The organism is Bradyrhizobium sp. BR13661, from assembly GCF_029892425.1.
In the GTDB taxonomy this organism is placed as follows: domain Bacteria; phylum Pseudomonadota; class Alphaproteobacteria; order Rhizobiales; family Xanthobacteraceae; genus Bradyrhizobium.
Map to the genome: position 1 here is coordinate 1 of NZ_JARXWB010000047.1, position 20,757 is coordinate 20,757.

23 protein-coding genes are annotated in these 20,757 nt (G+C 58.9%); 9 read left to right on the forward strand and 14 right to left on the reverse strand.

Annotated features, from left to right (window positions below; translation table 11 throughout):
- Positions 1 to 789: 789 nt before the first annotated feature.
- Positions 790 to 963, reverse strand: coding sequence for a hypothetical protein (locus tag M2427_RS39420; RefSeq protein WP_280712151.1), 174 nt, complete (start codon positions 961 to 963; stop codon positions 790 to 792).
- Positions 964 to 3,017: 2,054 nt separating this feature from the next.
- Between M2427_RS39420 and M2427_RS39425 the strand changes: the two genes are divergently transcribed.
- Positions 3,018 to 3,197 (forward strand): hypothetical protein, encoded by a 180-nt coding sequence (locus tag M2427_RS39425; protein WP_280712152.1) that lies wholly within the window; start codon positions 3,018 to 3,020, stop codon positions 3,195 to 3,197.
- A 403-nt stretch (positions 3,198 to 3,600) separates the two neighbouring features.
- On the opposite strand, the gene M2427_RS39430 is transcribed toward M2427_RS39425, so the two are convergent.
- The 6 genes from M2427_RS39430 to M2427_RS39455 all read right to left on the reverse strand — a co-directional run bounded on the left by M2427_RS39430 (position 3,601) and on the right by M2427_RS39455 (position 6,451).
- Entirely contained in the window at positions 3,601 to 3,867 is a 267-nt protein-coding gene (locus M2427_RS39430; protein WP_280712153.1) for a PilZ domain-containing protein, read from the reverse strand.
- 12 nt (positions 3,868 to 3,879) lie between these two features.
- A complete protein-coding gene (locus M2427_RS39435) occupies positions 3,880 to 4,113 on the reverse strand; it encodes a hypothetical protein (RefSeq protein ID WP_280712154.1) in 234 nt (77 codons plus the stop codon).
- A 198-nt stretch (positions 4,114 to 4,311) separates the two neighbouring features.
- Positions 4,312 to 4,560 carry a PilZ domain-containing protein gene (locus M2427_RS39440; protein ID WP_280712155.1) on the reverse strand — a complete coding sequence of 83 codons (249 nt, stop codon included), beginning with the start codon at positions 4,558 to 4,560 and terminating at the stop codon, positions 4,312 to 4,314.
- Between the two features lie 6 nt (positions 4,561 to 4,566).
- Positions 4,567 to 4,788 carry a hypothetical protein gene (locus M2427_RS39445; protein ID WP_280712156.1) on the reverse strand — a complete coding sequence of 74 codons (222 nt, stop codon included), beginning with the start codon at positions 4,786 to 4,788 and terminating at the stop codon, positions 4,567 to 4,569.
- 1,029 nt (positions 4,789 to 5,817) lie between these two features.
- Positions 5,818 to 6,012: a DUF6499 domain-containing protein gene (locus M2427_RS39450; protein ID WP_280712157.1), complete on the reverse strand. Its 195-nt coding sequence runs from the start codon at positions 6,010 to 6,012 to the stop codon at positions 5,818 to 5,820.
- Positions 6,013 to 6,178: 166 nt separating this feature from the next.
- The gene (locus tag M2427_RS39455) at positions 6,179 to 6,451 is read right to left on the reverse strand and encodes a DUF2285 domain-containing protein (RefSeq protein WP_280712158.1); all 273 of its coding nucleotides are present in this window, start codon (positions 6,449 to 6,451) and stop codon (positions 6,179 to 6,181) included.
- Positions 6,452 to 6,597: 146 nt separating this feature from the next.
- Between M2427_RS39455 and M2427_RS39460 the strand changes: the two genes are divergently transcribed.
- The gene (locus tag M2427_RS39460) at positions 6,598 to 6,846 is read left to right on the forward strand and encodes a helix-turn-helix transcriptional regulator (protein WP_280712159.1); all 249 of its coding nucleotides are present in this window, start codon (positions 6,598 to 6,600) and stop codon (positions 6,844 to 6,846) included.
- Here the strand turns inward: M2427_RS39460 and M2427_RS39465 are convergent.
- Entirely contained in the window at positions 6,794 to 7,039 is a 246-nt protein-coding gene (locus M2427_RS39465; protein WP_280712193.1) for a hypothetical protein, read from the reverse strand. The two genes, M2427_RS39460 and M2427_RS39465, sit on opposite strands and share 53 nt — an antisense overlap.
- 291 nt (positions 7,040 to 7,330) lie before the next feature.
- Here M2427_RS39465 and M2427_RS39470 point away from each other — a divergent pair, with 291 nt between their 5' ends.
- Positions 7,331 to 7,561, forward strand: a complete 231-nt coding sequence (locus tag M2427_RS39470; protein ID WP_280712160.1) for a hypothetical protein — start codon at positions 7,331 to 7,333, stop codon at positions 7,559 to 7,561.
- Between the two features lie 1,531 nt (positions 7,562 to 9,092).
- Positions 9,093 to 9,887, forward strand: a complete 795-nt coding sequence (locus tag M2427_RS39475; protein WP_280712161.1) for a hypothetical protein — start codon at positions 9,093 to 9,095, stop codon at positions 9,885 to 9,887.
- 33 nt (positions 9,888 to 9,920) lie between these two features.
- Here the strand turns inward: M2427_RS39475 and M2427_RS39480 are convergent, their stop codons facing one another.
- Complete coding sequence (locus M2427_RS39480) at positions 9,921 to 10,268, reverse strand: hypothetical protein (protein ID WP_280712162.1); 348 nt, start codon at positions 10,266 to 10,268, stop codon at positions 9,921 to 9,923.
- 13 nt (positions 10,269 to 10,281) lie between these two features.
- Positions 10,282 to 10,473, reverse strand: coding sequence for a hypothetical protein (locus tag M2427_RS39485; RefSeq protein WP_280712163.1), 192 nt, complete (start codon positions 10,471 to 10,473; stop codon positions 10,282 to 10,284).
- Between the two features lie 797 nt (positions 10,474 to 11,270).
- On the opposite strand from M2427_RS39485, the gene M2427_RS39490 reads away from it, so the two are divergent.
- Complete coding sequence (locus M2427_RS39490) at positions 11,271 to 11,504, forward strand: hypothetical protein (protein ID WP_280712164.1); 234 nt, start codon at positions 11,271 to 11,273, stop codon at positions 11,502 to 11,504.
- 640 nt (positions 11,505 to 12,144) lie between these two features.
- Here M2427_RS39490 and M2427_RS39495 read toward each other — a convergent pair.
- The 3 genes from M2427_RS39495 to M2427_RS39510 all read right to left on the reverse strand — a co-directional run bounded on the left by M2427_RS39495 (position 12,145) and on the right by M2427_RS39510 (position 13,723).
- Positions 12,145 to 12,513, reverse strand: coding sequence for a hypothetical protein (locus M2427_RS39495; RefSeq protein WP_280712165.1), 369 nt, complete (start codon positions 12,511 to 12,513; stop codon positions 12,145 to 12,147).
- A 196-nt stretch (positions 12,514 to 12,709) separates the two neighbouring features.
- Positions 12,710 to 13,006, reverse strand: a complete 297-nt coding sequence (locus M2427_RS39500) for a hypothetical protein (protein WP_280712166.1) — start codon at positions 13,004 to 13,006, stop codon at positions 12,710 to 12,712.
- 444 nt (positions 13,007 to 13,450) lie between these two features.
- Positions 13,451 to 13,723 (reverse strand): DUF2285 domain-containing protein, encoded by a 273-nt coding sequence (locus M2427_RS39510; protein WP_280712167.1) that lies wholly within the window; start codon positions 13,721 to 13,723, stop codon positions 13,451 to 13,453.
- Between the two features lie 98 nt (positions 13,724 to 13,821).
- Here M2427_RS39510 and M2427_RS39515 point away from each other — a divergent pair, with 98 nt between their 5' ends.
- Positions 13,822 to 14,103 (forward strand): helix-turn-helix transcriptional regulator, encoded by a 282-nt coding sequence (locus M2427_RS39515; RefSeq protein WP_280712168.1) that lies wholly within the window; start codon positions 13,822 to 13,824, stop codon positions 14,101 to 14,103.
- A 408-nt stretch (positions 14,104 to 14,511) separates the two neighbouring features.
- Positions 14,512 to 14,928, forward strand: coding sequence for a DUF1488 family protein (locus tag M2427_RS39520; protein WP_280712169.1), 417 nt, complete (start codon positions 14,512 to 14,514; stop codon positions 14,926 to 14,928).
- 207 nt (positions 14,929 to 15,135) lie between these two features.
- Here M2427_RS39520 and M2427_RS39525 read toward each other — a convergent pair whose 3' ends face one another.
- A complete protein-coding gene (locus tag M2427_RS39525; protein WP_280712170.1) occupies positions 15,136 to 17,220 on the reverse strand; it encodes an autotransporter domain-containing protein in 2,085 nt (694 codons plus the stop codon).
- Positions 17,221 to 17,536: 316 nt separating this feature from the next.
- Between M2427_RS39525 and M2427_RS39530 the strand changes: the two genes are divergently transcribed.
- Together M2427_RS39530 and M2427_RS39535 are read left to right on the forward strand one after the other, a co-directional pair.
- A complete protein-coding gene (locus tag M2427_RS39530; RefSeq protein WP_280712171.1) occupies positions 17,537 to 19,774 on the forward strand; it encodes a caspase family protein in 2,238 nt (745 codons plus the stop codon).
- 393 nt (positions 19,775 to 20,167) lie between these two features.
- A complete protein-coding gene (locus M2427_RS39535) occupies positions 20,168 to 20,551 on the forward strand; it encodes a helix-turn-helix domain-containing protein (RefSeq protein ID WP_280712172.1) in 384 nt (127 codons plus the stop codon).
- Positions 20,552 to 20,757 lie beyond the last annotated feature (206 nt).

Sequence of the window (20,757 nt, forward strand, 5' to 3'; positions counted from 1 at the left end):
CTGTCCGCGCCTTCAACGAAGCGTCCCATCCGTGTCCTCCATCAGGAAACGGAGGAATCGTAGCCGACTCGTGGCTTTTCACACAGCCAGGGTCACAAGCGGTAATGCTCTGGCCCACTACAAGATTTCCGCTCGCCCTCAGGAGCCGACATGAGTACACGCGCTAAATCTCCCCATTTTGTGGATACATGGAATCTTCGGCTGATCGGACAACAGGGCCTTCGCGCCAGCGAATCTACGCCCCCTACCCCTAAGCGACGGATGGCGCCGCGCGTGAGCCTTCTCACAGCACGCGCCGGCCTCGCTGGCCGTGCTGCCGATTATGGCACCGCATGCACAGGGTACGCAGGTTGGCCAAGGTATCGGTCGAACCGGGCGTACCGCGCTCAACGATGTGATGCGCCGTCAGCCTGTCGGTCGGGGTGGTGCAGAACCGCTCCGTGCACCGATTGCCGTCGCGCTGCAGGCACGCGGCTCGTAAGGCGCGCCAGCCGGCAGATTTGTAGAAGGCGTCGCTGTTGAAGGTCGGTCGTTTATACGGCCGCCATTGGGCGGGCCGGAATTGCTTTGCTCGTGTTGGCATGATTTCCTTTGATCTAACCCAAAGGGCGCGTTCCTAGACGCGCTCCGTTTATCGGCATGAAGCAGCCTCCCGAAGAGCGCCCGCCCGACAGAGAGGAGAAGCTACCTCCGCTGGATGAGGCACGCAGACTGCTTGCGCAATACATTGACGACCTGCGCCAAATCATCGCGAAGCTGCGCGACCGGCCTAATTGAGGCGCTAGTGCGCTAGTTGGACGACGCTTGCCAGCCTGTGCCCGCAGTCAGGCGGCCCAGCTTAGCTTTTTTAAGCTGCAGCTTCGCGCGTTCCGCTTCAACGATATGGCCATCGCGTTCGAGCACATCGAGCAGTATCTCTAGGTTCTCAATTTGCTTGCGAAGTTCACTTATTTGTTGCTGCAATTGCGTACCCTCAAAAAAATAAAGGCAACGTACCGAGTTCGACTTAACCAAAAGTTCTTGCCGAATTTCGATAGACCGTTTCGAAACTCGCCGGGCGTACCGATTATGCAATGAGATTTGCCTCCATGGAATCGATACTGGAAGCCATTCGAACCGTCTACGCCAAACAAAGCGGCGGGCCGTGACACGTTGAACGACAGTGACCTTGCCCAACACCGCCCGAGCCCTCAAACTCACCAGCGGCCTCGCCAGCCGGTTCTAAAGGCATGACCACCGACCTGCGGTAATGAGGCTCCCGGTCACCCTTCTAAGAGAAACCCGATTATTCCGATTACTCCAGTTATTCATTAGAGGAGTAGTCAGAGTAACCAGAATAATCAGAGTTCTATAGAGCGGTTAGGCAGCCTTTCCGAATTGTGTTGGCACGGTGGTCAAACAGCACCGGGAAGAGGTCTTCGAGCCGGCGGAAAGGTTGCCTGCCAAGTCGTCGAGCTCATCCGCGATATGCGCAAGATCGAGCTCGTCGAACCGGTTCGCACGGATCAATGAAGCTTGGCGCGAGGCCCAGGTCGAGCGGCGCGGTAGACGTGCTCCTTCTGCGCGCGGCTGATGGGTGCCGTAGTGCACGTCCCATTTAACCTAACAAATTTACATTAATCCGAATCTCAACTTGCTGACTGGCTCCTTGAGCCTTAGCTTCGATTTGCCAATCGATCTCAGGTCTTTGCCCCCACCCAGTACCCACGAAGACCATGTAGTCATTGGCCAGGGTCGCCGGCTTTACCCCAGGGTCGGCGGCCCGCCCTCCCTCCCAACATCGCAGATTCGATAGCAAATCCTCGCCCCAACCATTCGGCTGAGATTTGCTGCTCGTTAGTAAGAATCGGTCAGGATGGATTTTGGGACGGGGCCGTGGGGGACATACGCGGCTCGGTGCCGAGGTTGAGGGCCCGCCAAGCAGCCAGCCCCGGCGGGCTCTCCCTCACCGGTTCCGAATTAAATACGTTTCCAACTGTGTCATAAATAACATTGCACTGCGGCAGAGCTGCGGTAGGCTGCTGCTTACCGGGGCTGGCTCCATATTTCACTTAGATCGTTTTCACCCGGATTTTTCAACAGTGAGGCCGCAGTGGTCCCCCGCTGCGGCCTTTTACGTCGGTTTAGATAAACCCGGCTCCATCACGACCACGTGCACGAAATCGTTTGCTGAGTTCACGAAGCACGCCGGAAACGATCGCGGCCTAACTTCTCGCCATTGCGAGAGGGGATTTCAAAATGATTACGCTTAAAGTGATTGCGCTTGCTCTTGGCGTCGGCGCTTTGTTTGCGATTTATTCGGCTGACCTAAGCGCCGACTTCGTCCTGGCGATCGTGTCCTGCCTGACATAACGAGAAGGTCCGCCAAGTGAACCGGCGGGCCGTTTGCTAATCGCTTGAGGCGCCGACGGTGCTTGGTCGGCGCTCGCAATTTCCCCTACTGATTCGTCAGCGGGTCGACGTAACGAACATGCAGAGTAATGCATGTCTTGGCCCCATCAAGCCGCACCCTAACCTGATTGGCCGTCACCCCCGGCGCCAGAATCATTCCCTGCTTGCCGCCGAGCCGAGGCCCAGCAGATGCGGCAACAACTACCCGTCGACCAGCAAGCAGCTCGGCTTTGCCAACAGACTGATCGGCCAATTTCGGCAAGTTGCGGTTTGTGTTGCGCGACATAGCAGCCCTATTGTAGGGCCGCTCCGGCAAAAGAAAACCCGCCGACTTGGGAGCCGGCGGGGTCTCCATGCCTATACATGTCGCGGCAGTTGTCACCCGATCCGCGATAACAAACAATATAGCGATAGCCGTTGACGTCGGGTTACCGGTTCAGCCACCTGCGGCGAGTCATCAGCAGCTGGCGATCTTTGCGCCTGAGGGACTGAGCCGGGCGCTTAGCGATCCACCAGCGTGACTGGTGCCCCACCCGCTGGGCCGACCCGGCCCTGCACATCACCTGTGCTTGACGCATTCGCATGATCACTTTAATCCCGCGCGTGATCACGCCGGAGAAAATCAAGTGGCAAAGAAGACGAAGAGCAAGCGCAAGGAATATACGAAAGACGACGTGAAGCTACTCAAGGCGCATTCTAAAGCCCGTACTCCAGTGGCAAGGCTATCAAAGCTGATGAAGCGCTCTGAGGGGTCATTGAGGCAGAAGGCGCGCAACCTTGGAATTGGTCTAGGACACCAGCGGTAGTTTGCCTAATCGAAAGCGCGGCCCGCCGCCAGCATGAAGCGGCGGGCCCTGCTAAGCCCAGTACCAAAGGTCTTCGGACAGTGGGGCGATTGGCGGATAGCGAATTTGGTGGACACCGCGTGGCTACTGCTTTCAGCGTTGAAGTTACCGCACTGGCTGATGATTGCAGGAACTTTTGCTTGTTGTTGTCGGCTCTCTGGGCATGTTGCTTGGGGATAGGAGGGCAGAGGAAGTCGATGCCTCTCCCGAGCAGACGATCGAAGCTCCTCCCGAGCAAATGCCGCCCCTCCCAAAACTCCTTAGCTCTCAAAAGAAAGCTCGGACCTCGGACCTGCGACGGTGATGGGCCAAGAACGCCCAACGCCATTGCACCCGCCAGATGTCACTTTCAGTGTTTTCACGGTCAGGGAGCCCCCTCCTCCGAGGATTCATCTACGAAGACGACACCGACGCGATTGCCACTCGACCAGACCAGGCGGCAATCTCTAACGATACGATCCTTTTCCAACATTAATCGGAAAACGGACCTGATATACCGCTTTGTCGGGAGTTCAATTGCCGCGCCCTTATCCGATATGTTGAACACGCGGCAACGTAAGCTGGCGCCGTCACCCGAAATGTAAGCGATCTCGTCGGCGTTTGTGCGCTCTACCCTGCGACGCTCCTCCATGAGGTCACCTCCTCATCCGTGCACCGGCGGATCATCGTTCGCAATTTGCTCTAACAGCCGAAACTGGCGTGCGATCCGCACGGCTAGATCCGAGCGCGCCTTTGCGAGGGCCTTCCTTTGTTCGAGCACGTCGTGTCCGTCATGCTCAAGGACATCAATCAGCGCTGCTTGGTCGTCGATATACCGTCTCCTGGCTTCGATTTCCCGCTGAACGTGCGCGACTTCACCGTCGAGTTTTGAGATCATGGCAATCCTCGAACCCGGCGGCTTTGCCGGGGAAAGCCGCAAGCTAGCCGGCGATTGCCGATGCGAGCGCAAAGACAGGAGCGAAAATGCCTTTCGTCATGATGGAAAAGAGGGTGACACGTGAAAATTACGATTTTGCTAATTGGGACAGCGGTAAATTTTTCCTTCGAGCCCTCGCTTCGTCGGGCTGGAGGCGCTCTAAGGCAGGTCGAAAGTTACGCCGATCTTGAAGGGACCTCGCCAGACTACTCGGCACGGCAGCGTCAGATTGTCTTCAGGAACGATCAGCGTGAACGCCCCGGGAACTGTTGCGCTTCCATCGGAAAGCTGCAGAGCGGCACCGGTAACGGAAAGATCGCGAACAACGCAGGTCGTCTGCTTGGCGCCATATTGGATCTGCGCCGGCTTCGAAACGCGATGGCGGGGAGCTCTTCTGGTCTCGACCACGAGGGATCACTCCCAATTCATTCCATATTCGTCACGCGTTTGGTTGATCCAAAGCAGCGCTGCTCTGCTATCCAACCAGATCAACCGCTCTTCGTCAGCGGCCTCGTCGGAATGCATGTGTAAGACGAACTCGTTTTCGGCGCCCCTAAAAAGGCTGCCGCACGCCTGACATTCGGCGAGCGACTCAACGGCGATGAACGAATATTTTCGCGTCGAAATGAGTTGCATGAAAAATTTTCCGCAATCAAAAATATACCCGTACAATCACGGACACGGATTAAGGTCTCCTTAAAATGGGCTAATCAGTGATTGTAAAACTGAGAAATGCCACCCGCTCACCTGTGCAAGATTCTGCACGGTGGAAATGTACAGGTGGCAGAAGCAAAAACGCCGCCGGCTTAAAATTGTCGCGAGCGGCGGCTTTCCAGCCCCGAGGGGGAAAGATGCAAAACCCCGGTAGAGTTTGGTCTATATCGACTTTGTTAAGGTTCAATGTTCCTGATTTGACAACCGCAGGGGGGAATAGGATTAGACTCCCAACAAAGCAACCTCGTCCCAGATGCCGCAGGTCGCGCGGTCAGCAAAGGTTGCGACCCCGCCCTCGTAGATTGGCACATCGAGGGACCACGGCGTCCTGATGTCGCCGTACGATTTGACGGGATTGTCCCTGTAGAAGTCAGAGATAAACTCCCTGATGCGCGCCGGGGCCTTGGTGATCCAAACGGCTTGCCTTTATAGCGTCGCTCACCGTGTGCCTCATATTTCGCGCCGATGATCTGCATCTTCGCAGAGACATCTATTCTAACAGGCAGCAAAGCCATCGACTCGCGATGCCGGTTTTGTTGTCGTGATCTCGCTTTGCGCTTTGCCCTTACGCTCTTCAGCTGATGAACTTGCCGGAATGCTGCGTACAGTGCGGTAGAAATTGGTGACGTCCGGACAAAGACCTCGAAGCGTTCGCCAGCCGGCGCGCTGCATACGCACGTGCATCGAAATCGCAGTCAAACGGCAGTTCGGCCGCATATGACGCGCCGAGCACTGGCGCGTCTTTGGACCAAATGCGGTGGTCCACCGCACCGATGCGCAGCACAGCGTGCCAGCCGTCGACAGCGCGGCGCACCTCGCCAGCTGAAAGGTCAAGCCAGTGGCTGAGAGGGCGCGCTGCCGGCGCCGGCCACTGCGACCTTGACCGGAACCACCGCCGCGAGAACTTCCGGCGTCCAAAAAATCGTCTGCTCGTCGAACGACCTATGCGGGTCATGGGCGAAAGCAGATACCCCATTTCCTCCTGAATTCCTCAGTCACCTCGCCGTTCGGACTTTTGGCAATCATCACCTCGTACTCACGCCGATAGTCGGCGTTGCGGCGCAGACATTCCCAGGCGATGTCGGTGACTTCCGCGTCTTGTAGGCTCTTGTAGGAATCCGGCGCCCGCCAGTCGAATTCAGGCATTGCTTCCACCCCATTGCACGCAGGTAACAAGGATTGCGGCGCAATAAGGATGAACGAGGCGGTTGTAGGAAGACCCTAATTTGGCACCACGTGGTGCGCCGGAAGCACCACCGGTCGGCAAAAGAAAATAGTTCTGTCTGCAAGAAGACCGGCCGGGGATTTTCATCTATTTGGAGCCAGTGCTGCGCAAGAGGCGCCCCTGCTCCGTCACCCATTTGGCCCGCGCGAGGTGACTCTGATATGCGCTCCGCGCACGGTTCGGCTCTCGCTCGGGGTCCAAATGCAAGACCACTCGAGCCACTTCGCGCCAGTCCGCCCCCTCACCTTCGGCCTGCAGAAGGCGCATGTAGGTCACCACATGCCGCTCATCGTAGGCAGTGAGAATTTGATCTGCGGGCGCAGCATCGGCGACGTCTGGGTCGAGCGGCGACTTCCTCATAAAACTCCGCGCCTTAGATTAGACAATTTCTAACATGCGCGCCGGATGGAGCAGAAGCGTTAAGACTGTCGCGGGAGCCGTCCGGCCGGCGTTTTGTAGAGAATACTCCGTGGAGAAATACTCTTCAAGGACATGCTCTCTCGCGTATGGATATACGCGAGATACTCGCAATCAATTTGCGGAAGCTCCGGCAGGCCCGTGGTTTGTCACAGGAGGAACTGGCTCATCGTGCTGAAATTGACCGCACGTATATCAGTGCACTCGAGCGAAGCGTTTATGCGGCGGGTATCGACGTTGTCGATCGGCTCGCGCGCAGCCTAGGTGTTGAGGCCGCCGACCTGCTCACTCGCCCGCCCACAAGCGCCAAGAAAAAGACTCGGGGCCAGCCCGAGTGATCGATGCCGAGCCGCTCGATCCGGCGGCCGGTACGCGCTCACTGCTTTCCGGCTTGCGGTTTTCCTCGCTCAAGACGGTCTCGATGATCTTCGAGGTCTCGGACTTGGAAAACCCGCCTTTGCGGAGGAGCGCCTCCCGGTCCTCGTCGGTGCACAGCGCGCCTAATTCGGGCGGCATGCCGATGATAGACAATCACGTAGGTCACATCGACCGCGTAGCCAGCGATCACGGCGAACAGGCAGACAAGGTACGCGTTGCCCCACTCGAACGAAATGTTCGACAAAGTAATGGCGAGCACAACTGCAGCAAATATGAGTCTTCGCATGACGGATGTTCATGCACAGATAGGCCGCGTCGGTCAATCGAAGCGGTGACGAGCCCGATTGAGTTCTAAACACTCACGGTTTGCAGAACCTCGCTGACGTTCCGAGCCACTGCTAATCAACAATTTGACTCTCGTCGGCGCTGCGGTTGGATGCCGGCATGACTGTCTGTCTCATCAAGCACGAAGCCGTGCCAGACCGCGGCAGCTTCGAGGTACGTTTGACTGACGAAGCGCCACAGTTGCTACTTCTATTTCGACGATCTTCCATCGCGCCGGCTGCTGCCAGGGCAAGTGCCGCGCGAGCAAGCGCTCAGTTCGGCGACTATGTTCGCGTGAATTATGCGCGGCTTGATCGGGGGCTGGCCCAAAGGAAAAAACCGTCCGCGTGAACGGCAGCCAGCGTCGTCACCGGAGCTGGATGCCCAAGGTTTCCGCAACCCGCTTGACCGAGGCGATATACCTTTGCAGCGCGCTCGCAATCTGGACGGCGCTTGCTCCCTCAGTGGCCATCTCAATCAGCAACTTCTGCTCGGCGTCGGTCCACTGCCGAGGTTTCTCGCACCTCATCGTCAGCTCCGCCCAAGTGAAACCTAAAATGAATATGCAGAAGCCCGCCAGGTGCGTCAGCTAGCGGGCTTCAGCCAATGCGTCGCGCCGAGTCCAATATGCGACGCAGAACAATAAGCGGATCAAATTTGTAAATCGTTAAACGTCGCCCTTCGCAATCGAGGACAAACCGGCGACTTGTGAACTGGTCGGCAGTTTGTTGGACCGGGCGTCTGCGCGAGGCTGGCGATGTTGCACGAAGGAATCACGCACCGGGTGATCGGCGTTCACTGGCCGTCGCGGGTTTGCATCGCACATGAGGCGTTGATCTCTACACAGCTGACATCGCCCATCCGAGCTTACCTCAGCTGTGGGCCATAGAGAACGCGCGTCTCACTCGATTACCCTATCGGCGCGCGCCAGCAACTCGGGAGGAAATTGGCTTTCTCTCACCCGGAGTTTTTGACTGGGCGCGGCAGCAGCGCCCCCCTACGAAGCGCAATAGCTCACATGTGCTCCGAGGGCGGACGAATCTCAACTTAGGTGCGGCCAACCGGGTCCGATCGCCGGGTAGCCCGTTCAATGCGTCTCAGCCGTGCCTTAAGGCGCTCAATCTTGAGCCGAGCCTTACGCGTGGACGTACGCTTAGTTTCGGCTAGGCCTGAGAGGCGCTCCAGGATATTGAGCTGCGCCAGCAGCATTCGGTTAGCGTCAGTCATTCGAGCCGCATTGGAAGAAAACCGCTGGCCTCATGAGCCGGCGGCCAGCTTAAGATAGCTTTTTGCGATCGGCAGGTACCGACTGTTCGATGTGTACCACGGAATGATCCACCAGTCTGACGATTGTTCTTTCCACAGCCGGACCGGCAGCGGTTCGACGCCGTTGCCACCAGTAATCGACAATTTAACTCTCGCCGGCGGCGCGCTTCGATGGCCCGATGTGAGGCGATACAAGACGCAAGGACCGCACCGAACCTGATGGCCGCCTACGGAAGGTTACGCTGGGCGATCTCCGGTCAACGGGCGCGCGTGATCTGAATGTGTTCTGCCAGGACCGTCGCGGCAGTCACAACGTCAAGCTGACAGCCGAGTACGTCGACCGATGGCCGGACGAGCTCCGGATCTCGCCACTCGAGCTGCGGTTCGTCTGCACAGCGTGTGGCATGCGCGGCTCCAACATTGTCGCCCGCAGCAACGGCACCGAGCAAGCCATCCTGCCGAGACCCGGCAGTTGACGAATCGCCTATAGCTCACGGCAATTCCGGCAGGGGCGCCGATCCATGAGGCTGATGAATGTGAATCGGCGCGGCCTTTGACCCCCCGTCAATATTCGGAGCCGCGACACAATCATGTCGCCGTATCGTAGGAGGGAGCGATGGAGGAAAGCACCGCGCAAGGGTCCGGCAAAGAGCCGCTATATGACCGGGCGTTGCTGTTGCACGGCCGCAAGCGCAACGAGGTGCTCACCTTGAATGAGGTGCAGCGATACGGGGCAGAAAGTTTCTCCGATCCCGACTACGTTCGCCTTTATAGTATGACGCCGCCACAATGGTACGCGCGCGGTGTACGCTTGCTCGGTCGAACGGCTGTTGAATGCACGCGCGACCCGTTGGCCGATCTTATCGGCCGCGACATCGCAGCGATCGCGGCCTCATTCCCGCCCGAGACCAAGTTCTCGGTCATCGATCCCTTCGCGGGATCGTGCAATACGCTTTACTGGATACTGCATGACGTTCCGTGTTCGCGGGGGCTTGCGTTCGAGTTCGATCCGAGCGTCTATCAACTCACTAGGCAAAACATTGCCGATCTCGATCGTCCGATCGAGCTCATACAAGGCGACTACAACGTGGTCCTGGACAGGCTTGACCTGCCGACGCACGACGTCTTGATTGTCTTCGTAGCACCGCCGCGGGGCAATGCTCTCGACGAAATCGAGGGTCTTGATCTGCGTCGGACCGAACCGCCGATCACCGACATAATCACGCGACTGGCTAGCGCCTATCCCGACCGCCGCATGCTCTTTGCTGTACAGGTATACGAGAACGTAAATGTGGAATCGATCGCGGAGCTGAAATCCAAGGTGGATTGGTCGACAGTCAAAAACTATAACCTCAACGTCCCCGGTCGCAATCACGGCATATTGTCGGCCAGCAGAGGTTGGCGGCCGTAGCCGCTCTCACAGGCCGTGGTGTCGGACGGCAAGTCAGCTATGGGTCTTGGCCATGTAAAAATCCGCAATCAGCGGCCTGATCCCTCGGATATTCATTACTCGGGTCAGATTATAGGCCAACAGCGGGAGGGCCATCTCAGCGGCTCCTTTTGGAAGGTTTTGGTGCGTCGCTCCCATGCGCGCCTTCATCGCGCCGAACGGATACTCGATAGTCTCGCGACGAAGGCGCATTGCGAGCGGGTTCGCGTCGAGCCGCTGCTGCACGGCGTCGAGCAGATCCTCTTGCTCCCATCGCGTGATCCGCCGCTCGGATCCGGCCGTACAGTGAGGGGTTTGCCAGGAAGGTTGTTTATTCTCCAGGGGCATAACATGAGCGAGCAAGTCTTTTTTTCAATCAAGGGGCCGGCGCCTCCCGCTCAACGTTCTTCATCTCGTTGAAAAACATTTCGGTTGTGCGACCGTCGGACCATTCGACGATAACACCGAACAGGCGTCGCTCCTTGATGACGCCGACCTCCACGGTGGCGGTTCGTTGCCAGCGGATTCGATCGCCAACAGTGAGGTCTCGCACCTGCCAAGGTTTCATCGCTTCCCCTAACGGCATCCCGCATCGCTCTTACAGGCATCCAACGCAGAGGCACGTAGATTGCGAGCGTTGGAGATGTTCGTAGTCGATGTCGCAATCTTCGTTGCAAAGTCCTGCTGGATCTGGCCAGACATTGGTGGTTGTGCTCGGTGTCACACCTGCCGGACCAATGGTGGCTAAACCAACCGCCGATCCAGCTGGCTAGCTTCGCTTTTTCCGCCGCACGGCTCGCATAAGGAGCGGAGAGAAAATCAGAGCAAATATTACGAGAAAAAGACGCATGAACGCCTCTTTGAAAATGCTTTGCCAGAGAAAATGCTGTTCAGCGAGCCGCTAGATCACATTAAGTCAACACAGACCGACAATATCCGATCTCTCGGTGAATGCCAATCACATCGGCTGCGATTCGCAGCGCCAACGTGTGGCTAGCATCGGCGATGGGCATTTATCGCACTTGCCAAATCGTTTGTGGCTTCAGCCCATATCAATACAACAGCAGTCGCGACCTGCACCGTCGTGCTAGGCCAAGATGTAAGCAAGGAGCCATGGTTTTCAATTGCATGCGTCGTCGCGCGAAAATTGACCTCATGCAGACGCCTACCGGGTCTTCATGGCGGTGTGGGCCAACTTTCATGCAGCATGCTGTCAAAGTGAGCTGGACGCTGCCTTCCAATTCGCGATTCTATCAGGGCCTCGCTACGAAAATACCTATCCGCGGTTCGCCCCGCGCGGTGTCGGCGCGGCCCTGATCGCAACCCAAGGCGGTTGCCCGCAAAAGAGCCGACCGGTGTTATTTGATGATCAGTGAATTTATGTCTCCAGAAGAAATTGCAGGGCTTATCAAGGATCAGGCTTCGCTTAGTTTGGGTCCATGGCCACAAGACTTGAAGCTCATGATTTTTGTGACCCGGCAAGAATGGCGCTGCGGCCTCAGCCCAGCTACTCAGTTTAGCAATGCAGTTTACCGTAAGGGCGCGCGCCAGATTGCGCGTGAGCTCCAGAAGACAATCGGTGTAAAGCAATCAAATTGAGGGCTTGCTAGCGCTGTCCTTGCTGCAGCTTCATTGCGTGAAGCTCCGCAGGATGCTGCGCTCACGGCGGGCATATCGTCTCGTGAATGGGAATTCTGCCATGCCATGCAGTTGAGTAGCGCGTCCAGTATATGGTCTTGATAACGGCTGGTAGTTGCGGTTCGATCTCAGAGGTGTCGTTTCGCGCCTACCTCTTATTCGATTTATATCTGACCGGATTGCATCCGTGGACATCATCCGACGAAAATGGACCGACGCTGAAGACGCAGCGATACGTGCCGAGCTTATGGCCGGTCGTTCCCCAGAAGGCATCGCGGAAGATCTAGGGCGCACCCCTGCCGCGATCCGCGCACGAGCCTACGTTCTGCGCATCGCTTTAGGCCGTGCGAGGATGTGGAGCCGGCGCGGGACCGCGAACGTTGATGCGTAGCAGGGGCCCGGTCATGGATCCTGGGGTTTCGCCAACGTGCGCGCTGGTATCAATGATGTCTGATCTATGTCGATCATGGTCACTCTGGCATTTGTTGCGCATTGACGGAAACGCAGGCGGCCGACCAGGCCTGGGGCGGCCATTCGCCTATGTAAAGCTCACTAGCTTGAGCTTTGTGATTTGTCCTTCGGTCTGACCGTTGGACCATGGTTAGATGATCGCGGCTTGAACGGCATCGTGATCTGCCATGATGCCCTTGGCAAATGAGCTGAGTGGACTGTCGAGCGCGGTGGCGATCCATGGATCGAGGTCGGCAACTTTTTGCTGGCGCATCATTTCGTGGAAACGATCGACCAAGTCGCGGGCCTCGAGCAACGGTGGGACATCGTGCGCAATCTTGGCCATGATCGATCCCTGATCCCTGGGTACTTGATCGCGTTTGATTGTCATAAACCGCGCAATCTTGCGTGCCGACGGGGTCTTCCTTACCCGCCCGGTCGGATCCGATGAGTCATCGGGGCGGCGGGTGGCCCGCCGCAGTTGCCGAATGACAAGATCCCCATGCAGTTGAATGAACATCTCCACAGCCCGACCGTACTCATGCACGGTGCCTCAGGCCTATCGCGCTCTTTCCTCCACCTTCGAAGGCTTCGCGTAGCGTGCCTTCCCGTTCGCCTGAAGCAGCCGCAGGGGACGCATAAGCAGACGCGGGCGTCTCGACCGGTTCTCCAGCATTGCGCCTCTCAATGTCCCTGAGAGGGTGCACGTGTGCGGCTTACACCGCCAGACGTTCGCGCCGCTGCTTGGATGGCGTGTGAAATGCAGGACCCGGCGCGCGTCCACTCATCGCGTGCCACAGCCAGCGCGCTGCATACGCGCGCGCGTCGAAATCGCCGTCAAACGACAGTTCGGCCGCATATGACGCGCCGAGCACTGGCGCGTCTTTGGACCAAATGCGCTGGTCCGCTGAACCGATGCGCACCACGGTCTGCCAGCCGTCGACAGCGCGGCGCACCTGGCCTGCTGTAAGGTCGAGCAGTGGCTGATACGACGACACGCCGTCGTCGGCCACTGCGACCTTGATCGGAACGACCGCCGCTAGACTAGAACCTCTGGCGCCCAGAAGATGGTCTGCTCGTCGAAGGACCTCTGCGGGTCACGGGCGAAAGCAGATACCCCATTTCCTCCTGAATTCGTCAGTCACTTCGCCGTTCGGACTGTTGGCAGTCATCACCTCGTACTCACGTCGATAATCCGCGTTGCGGCGCAGACATCCCAGGCGATGTCGGTGACTTCCGCGTCTTGTAGGCTCCTATAGGGTTCCGGCGACCGCCAGTCGAATTCAAGCATTGCTTCCGCCCCATTGCACGCAGCTAACAACAATTGCGGCTCAATAGGTATGAACGAAGCGGTTCTAGGAAGTCCTTAGTTTGGCACCACGTGGTGCATCGGAATGACCACCGGTCAGCAAAAGAATATACCTCCGCCCTGCAAGTCATCAGCCGGCGATTTTCCTTTATTTTGAGTCAGTGCCGCGCAAGAGGCGCCCCTGCTCCGTCGCCCATTTGGCGCGCGCAAGGTGGCTCTGATATGCGCGCCGCGCACCGTCCGGATCTCGCTCGGGGTCCACATGCAAGATCACTCGAGTAACTTCGCGCCAGTCCGCCCCCTCGCCCTCGGCCTGCAGAAGGCGAACGTACGTGACGACATGGTGTTCGTCATACGGCGTCAGCGCCGGCTCGCTCGGCGCGACATCCACGACATCAGGATCTAAAGGCGGTCCATTCATATCTATTCGTGGCATTCGACGGAAACCCAGGACAAAGTATCTGAATATATCGGTTATAGACAGTGGTTTGATGGTCTACACGATGGCTGCTTTTGCGCATGAAAGCTCGTGCGCTTGTGGCCTGGAACGTCCGCCGAATCCGCGTCGCTCGCGGTATTCCGCAAGAGCAATTGGCATATGATGCTGAGATTGATCGTTCATATATGAGCGGCTTGGAGCGACAAACGGAGAATCCAACCATTGATCTGCTCGAGCGACTCGCCGAGACGCTAGGTGTTCGGCTCTCAGAATTCTTTCTTGAACCGCCCAAGGGAGCCGCCGCGCCAAAGCCGTTAGCCAAGGGCCGGAAACGGATTCGTCCCAGCCCTAAGAGCAAATAATCGCTGCACGGCTGTGTACTTATTGCGTGGCTGGCCGCCTGATGTCTGCTCAATCCCTGGGAGCGGCGGGAAAGCGGACGTCTCCCGAGGTCGCTGAAGGGCCATTTGGGGACATCTTGTCGCTCGGCCTGACGCAAATTGGGCTCAGCTGTGGAGGGCAGCAATGGATATTAAGCGGGCGTTGCCCCGTCCCCAATTTCGGAGCGTGGTGCGCGTGTTCGAGGAGAGACGCGCCGAACTGGGAGGCGCTGTGTCCTAAGCTGGCCAGTTGCCGCGCGGCCTCATCGAATTTTGAATATCCATCTTGGCGAGCCCTATCGAGTTCGCAACGGTGGGGCCCCAAACCCAACCCCTGATATAAGCGTCGTCGGACCGCAGACCCGTCTTCGAGCCCACGTTTCTCTGTCCATGGTCGGGCAGATCGAGATTCTTGTTTGGGTCAAGGCGCGTCTGACGATCGCGCCGGTCCTTTGCGGCGCATCGATCTTGCTCCGGCTTATCTTGCCGGATGGGGGCATGTCTGAGGCGAAGCCTGTTCTCACCCGCGGAGACGCAATCGGCTATCACGGCGAGCGCATGTTCTACCGATTTACCATGATGAGAGGCCGAACGCCGGTATCTTGTGAAATGAGTAACGGAGCTCTCATGGACCTCGCGGGTCGCACGAGCATCGTCGTGATCGACCATGAGGCGGTGTTTCCTAAGCATCGCGACCTGATCGAGGCAGTGGCGTGCGGTCTATTCAGACGCAATGAGTACATCAGAAATTTTTCCAAGCATCTGCTCCGGCCGGTGAAGCGCACCTTCGACGCCAGCGCGACGTAGCTTTCGAAAAAGCGGTCTCGCATGGCTTTGGTCGGTGCCATCCATCTTGTCAGTTAGGCCACATCGGAAGAGCAGCCACGAGGCCGTCAGGGTAGACGGCTGATAACGGATCGAGCCCAGAGCGCCGTTCGAATTTGTTAAAACAAAAGCCCCGGACGATGCCGGGGCTTTCATGTCACGTGATTTGCGATCGGTCAGTACTTGTCGTCAGTACTTGGCAACCACCGCCTGCGGAGCGAAGCGGTAGTTGAGGCCGACCTTGACCTGACTAATGCTGTCTGCCTTGGTCGAGAGGATTGTCGTGCCGTCGGATGACAGAGCCCGGTCGCGCCCGAACGACAGGTAGTCATATTCCGCCTTCGCCGACCAGTTCTTGCCAAGGTCGAATTCGGTACCGTAACCAACCGTCCAGCCGAAGCGGTTGTTCGAAACCCCAAAGCCGGTGCCGCTTGCAAACACGACGCCTGCAGCGTTCGCGCACACGGTTGCAACGGCCGGACCCTGCGGATTGTAGCAGGTCGCATTGGTCTTGCCGTTCTCGAAAGCCGCACCGCCCTTCACGTAGAGGAGGGCGCGTCCCCAGGCATAACCCGCACGAGCCGTTGCAGTGGCGACCCAGTTCGTCTTGTCTTCGGCCACGAATAAAGCCGAGGTCAGGCCGGGGATGGTGAGGCTCGTGCCGACAGTACGCGCTCCGTGGATGTTGGCCGCGCCGATGTCGCCCTCCGCACCAAGGACGAAGCCGTTGCTGAACTGGTAGTTGTATCCAACTTGTCCGCCGCCGAGAGCGCCGGTCGTCCACGGCCGGGTGGTGTCGGTTGCGGGGTCGCCGAATCTCACGTCGGTCCGGCCGGCAGAGCCACCGAAGAAGCCGCCGACATAGAAGCCCGTCCAGTTCGACGCAGTGATCGCAACAGGGTGCGCCTTGACCATCTTGACAGCTTTGGTCGGCATGATCGCGGCGGCGATGGTTTCTGGCGAGAACTGGTAGCGGATGCCGGCATTGCCGGTCCAGCCGTCGATATTGGAGCCGTTTCGATAGTCGACGCGGACAAAGCCGAGCCAACCCGTGTTGACGATCTGGCCAGCGACGCCGAGCGAGTACTGGCCGTAGGTGCCAACGCGCGAGGTTGTCGTTGTCTGATTGTATGTGAATGGAGCGCCGCGGAACAGGCCGTTCAGGGACGTGTAGTTCGACGTCACGTTGCCGGCGAACTCATGGAAAACGCTCACAGACGCGAACGGCTGCCAGATGACGTTGGGTGTGGCGATCGTCTTGCCGCCGCGCAAGCTGAGGCGGCCCATCTCGCTCTCGACGTCGTTGGTCCGGATGATGCCGGTGATGCCGGTGAAGTTCGCACCACCCACGCCTGGCGCTGTGAAGTTGTCGACGGACGTCTTCGAATAGATGAAGCCGGCTGACGGCTCGATGAACCAGCTGTCGCCCAAGTCGAAATTGTAGCCGGTCGACGCCGCGATCGAGTAACCATGCGCTCCGATCGGCTGGTTCGCAAAGGCGAAGCCCGGATTGTTCAAGCTGACATTATAGAACTCTTGGCGAACCATCAGGTCTGCAAAGAAGCGACCCTTTGTAGCAACAATATAGGTGCCGAAGAAGGGCACCTCGAATTTGTTGCTAAAACCCGCATCGTCGGACGTCTTGGCACCAAGGTAACCAGCGGTCGTGCCGAGATGCACATTCCAGCCGCTCCAGTTCAGCCGAGCGATATCGGCGCCGACCTGAACGCCGGCGAAATTCTCTTTCTGCGAGGTGGAGCAATTCGTCGAGGCGGTGTTGACGACCGCACCACCCTGCGTCGAGATACCCAAGGATTGAGAAGAAGAACTAATGTTGACGTGGCCGCCGACGGCGCGCGCCCACACGCCCCCGCCGGGCTGATCCGGCGCCGGGTTTGCCGGAGCCGACACGAACGCGCTGCCTTGCTGCGTCAGGAATGCGGTGTTGACGTTACCGATGGCCGCCGAAATGGAAGCGCTAGCGGAACTCGTAGGCACTGCCAGCGTGCCGATGTTGTTGATAGGCGTGAGGGTTTGTGTCGTCGCGCAGTTTTGCGCCAAGGCCGAAGATGCCCCCAACAGCAGGGTGGAAACCGCCGCAACCCCCGCGCCACCAGCCCACTTCACAAACGAGCCCATAACCAGTTCCCCAAAAATCGGAATCGAAAATATTGGGCTTAGCCTAATTGACCCTTTTGGCCTGCGAAACTGAGAGCTTTCGTTTTTGGTCAGCAGCGCCTGTGAATTCCGCGCGGTGTATCTGGCCAGCAACATTTCGAAACGGAGACGCGGTCTTTCATTACCGCTTGCGTGACTTGAATCACGTTGCCAGGAGTTCAATGCGACACGGCTGTGGACACTTGTGCGGCGGGCTGCCTCAGTCGCTGAGCCACGACCATTGTGACTTGTGTCACGCAACTCTTCGAGATCGAGAAAATACCTTGGTGTGAAGGCGTTTCGACACATTGCGAGACAATGGTCTCGACGATAAAGTCCGACATCAATTATTGATTTCGGACTGGCCGACCGCCTCCAACCTTCGCCTCGCGGCTCGGTATGGTGCTGTTTGCTCGCCAAAACGGAATGTTCGATGATCCGGCGGTTTACCGCAGCGGTGGCGACGATTGTCGGGACCTTCTCGTTGGTGGTCTTGGCGCCCGATTGCGCGTTTGCGGAGCGCCGCGTCGCGCTGGTCGTCGGCAACTCGAGCTATCAGTCGGTTCCGCAGTTGCCCAACCCTGCGCGCGATGCGAGCTCTATCGCAAAGATGTTCCGCGACGCCGGCTTCGACACTGTCGACACGCTGATCAACGTTGGCAACCTCGAGTTCAAGCGTGCGATCCGCAAGTTCGAGACCACGGCCGACCAGGCTGATATCGCGGTGGTCTACTACGCCGGACATGGTTTGGAGATCGGGGGCACCAATTATCTGATCCCAGTAGATGCGAAGTTGGCCTCTGATCGCGACGCGGACGACGAAGCGATCCCGCTCGAAAGGATGGTCTCCTCGGCCGACGGCGCCAAGCGGCTGCGCCTTGTCATTCTCGACGCCTGCCGTGACAATCCCTTCGTTGGGACGATGCGGCGAGAGCGGCGGAGTGTTGTTACCCGCGCGGTCAGCAGCGGTCTGGGCAAGGTCGAGCCGACCATGACGGATACGCTGATCGCATACGCGGCGAAGGCGGGGTCAACGGCAGATGACGGCGACGGCGAGCACAGTCCGTTTACGGTTTCGATTCTCAAGAATCTGCCTGTGCCCGGACTTGATGTGCGTCTTGCCTTCGGCCGGGTCAGGGATGAGGTCCTCAAGTCGACCGCCAATCGGCAGGAGCCGTATGTGTATGGCGCCCTCGGCGGTGGCACGATCTCGCTGGTGCCGGCCCCGATCGTGCCGCAAGAGGCGCCTGTCAATGAAGTCAAGGGTGACTACGAGTTGGTGCAAAGGATCGGCACCAAGCGGGCGTGGGAAGTTTTCTTGGCGACCCATCCAACGGGATTCTACGCGGATTTGGCGCGTGCGCAGGTGGAGGCGCTCGGCAACCAGCCACAGGCCAATATCCAGGTCGCGGCTTATCCGCAGACGCCGTCTCCGACCCGCGATACGCCACCGACGAAGGAGCAGATCGAGTGGGACAAAATCAAGGATAGCGTCGACATTCCTGTGCTCCAGCGCTTCATCAAGCGCTTTCCCGACGCGCCGCTTGCGATCACCGCGCAACAGCGCATCGACGTTTTGAAGCAGGCGATCCAGGAGCGCGAGGACAAGGCGCGTGCCGACCGCGAGGCCGCCCGACAGGCTGCCGAGGAGGCCAAGCGGAAGGCGGAGGCCGAGCAGGCCGAACTGGCCGCCCAGAAGAAGCGGGAAGATGACGAGCGCCGGGCGCGCGAGGCCGAGGCAGCCGAGAAGGTCAAGGCGGCCGCGGCCGCGGCGGCAGCCGACAAGAAACGCATCGAGGATGAGCGACGTGCAGCAGCGGCTGAAGCCGACCGGCTGGCCAAATTATCCGAGGCTGAGCGCAAGGCGCAAGAGGCCAAGCAGAAGGCCGAGCAGGCCGAGCGCGACCGCGCCGCTGCGGCCGCGGCGGCAGCAAAAGCGGCAGCCGATAAACAGGCAAAGGAAGCCGAAGAGGCGCGCAGGCTGGCTGACCTCGCGGCGGCGAAGGAAGCCGCCTGCAAAGATCAACAGGCCCGGCTGGACGCGATCATCGCCAAGGGCAGTGACGGTACCGGCATCGACGACCTCAAGGCATTCTTGAAGACGGTCTCCTGCGACCGGCTCGGGCCAGTGGTCGTTGCCGCGATCGATCGCTTCAATGCCGAGGCCGTGAAGCGGGCGGCCACGCAGCCCAATTCGCCGCAGCTCGTCACGTCCGCCCAGACTGAGCTGGTCCGGCTCGGCTGCCTGACCGGCAAGCCGGATGGCAAGCTGAGCGACTCGACCAAGGCTGCGCTTGGTCGTTACTTCTTGATCGGAGGCCAGCAGGTAGAGCCCGACAAGATCAGTGTGACGCAGGACCTGGTCGGCGAACTCGCCAAGCACGCGACACGGGTCTGTCCGATCCAGTGCAAGAGCGACGAGACCCTGAAGGGCGATGTCTGTGTCGCCAACGAGAATCCGGCGTCGGCTGCGACCGCCTCGCGCAAGAGCGGCGACGATGACAAGTCGCGCCAAAAGCAGACCAATCGCGATGCCGATCGCGAGCCCGCTCGCCGTGCCAAGCCCGAGAACGATGCGCCTCGCGCCCGCCAGCAGGCGGTTGCGCGACCGAGCATCGTGAGCGGTGGCGGCGGCGGTGGCCACAGCACCATCATCGGCGTCGGGTTCTGAAAGGATTGCGAGCCGGTCGGAGTATTGCCCGTGCCGGTACCAAGAGGAGGAGCGGAGATGAATCGGGTTTGTTCGTTGATGCTTGCAGCGGCTGTATCGATGCCGCTCGTTCTATCTGCGGTCCTGCCGGCCCTCGCGGATCAAGGGATAGTGAAGCCCTCTAAGAAGCACTACGCCCTGCACGATCGATGGGCGATTGCGCGCGTCCACCAAGTTACACGCGTTGCTGCAATACCCCCCGATCTCGCGTGTGGAGGATTCTGGTGCCGCCGTGACTTCGTGTTGATGCTCGGCATCGGCTTCTAGAGCATGTTGGGGTCGACTTGAATCGCAGGGATTCCCAAAGGGAGCGAACCGTGATTCATCCTTGAGGCCGGGAGGAGGCCGACAGGGATGGCGCATGGAGAGGCTCTTCGCATACGGGTAATCAAGGCCGTCGTTGAGGATGGCCTTTCGCGGAACGAGGCGGCCCGGATATTCCGGGTCGGGATCGCGAGCGCGATCCGCTGGGTGAAGGCGTTCGAGGAGACGCAGCGCACTGCAGCTTTGCCGACCGGCGGGGACCCGCGCTCTGTGCTGAAGCCGCATCGGGACTGGCCGTTGGAACTTCGGCGCAAGGAGAACGATCTGACGCTCGATGCGATCGCCGAGCGACTGCTTCGCAGGCATGGCGTCGAAGCCGACAAGTCGATGCTGTCGCGCTTCTTTGCCGGTGAGGGGCATCAGCTTCAAAAAAACCGTGCACACCAGCGAGCAGGATCGTCCCGACGTCGTTGACGTGCCGGCAAGCGTGGCGGTGCGCGCAACCCAGCCTTGGCGGTCGGCTCATCTTCTACGAGACGCCTTTCGAATGCAGAATCCATTCGAGCCCTGAGGGGCGCGAGTGGTGATTTAAGCCTGCACTATGAACCCCATACTTGCTCAATGCAGCAACGTCTCGTGAGAGACACGCAAAGCAATGCGTGTGTTACAAGAACGTCTAG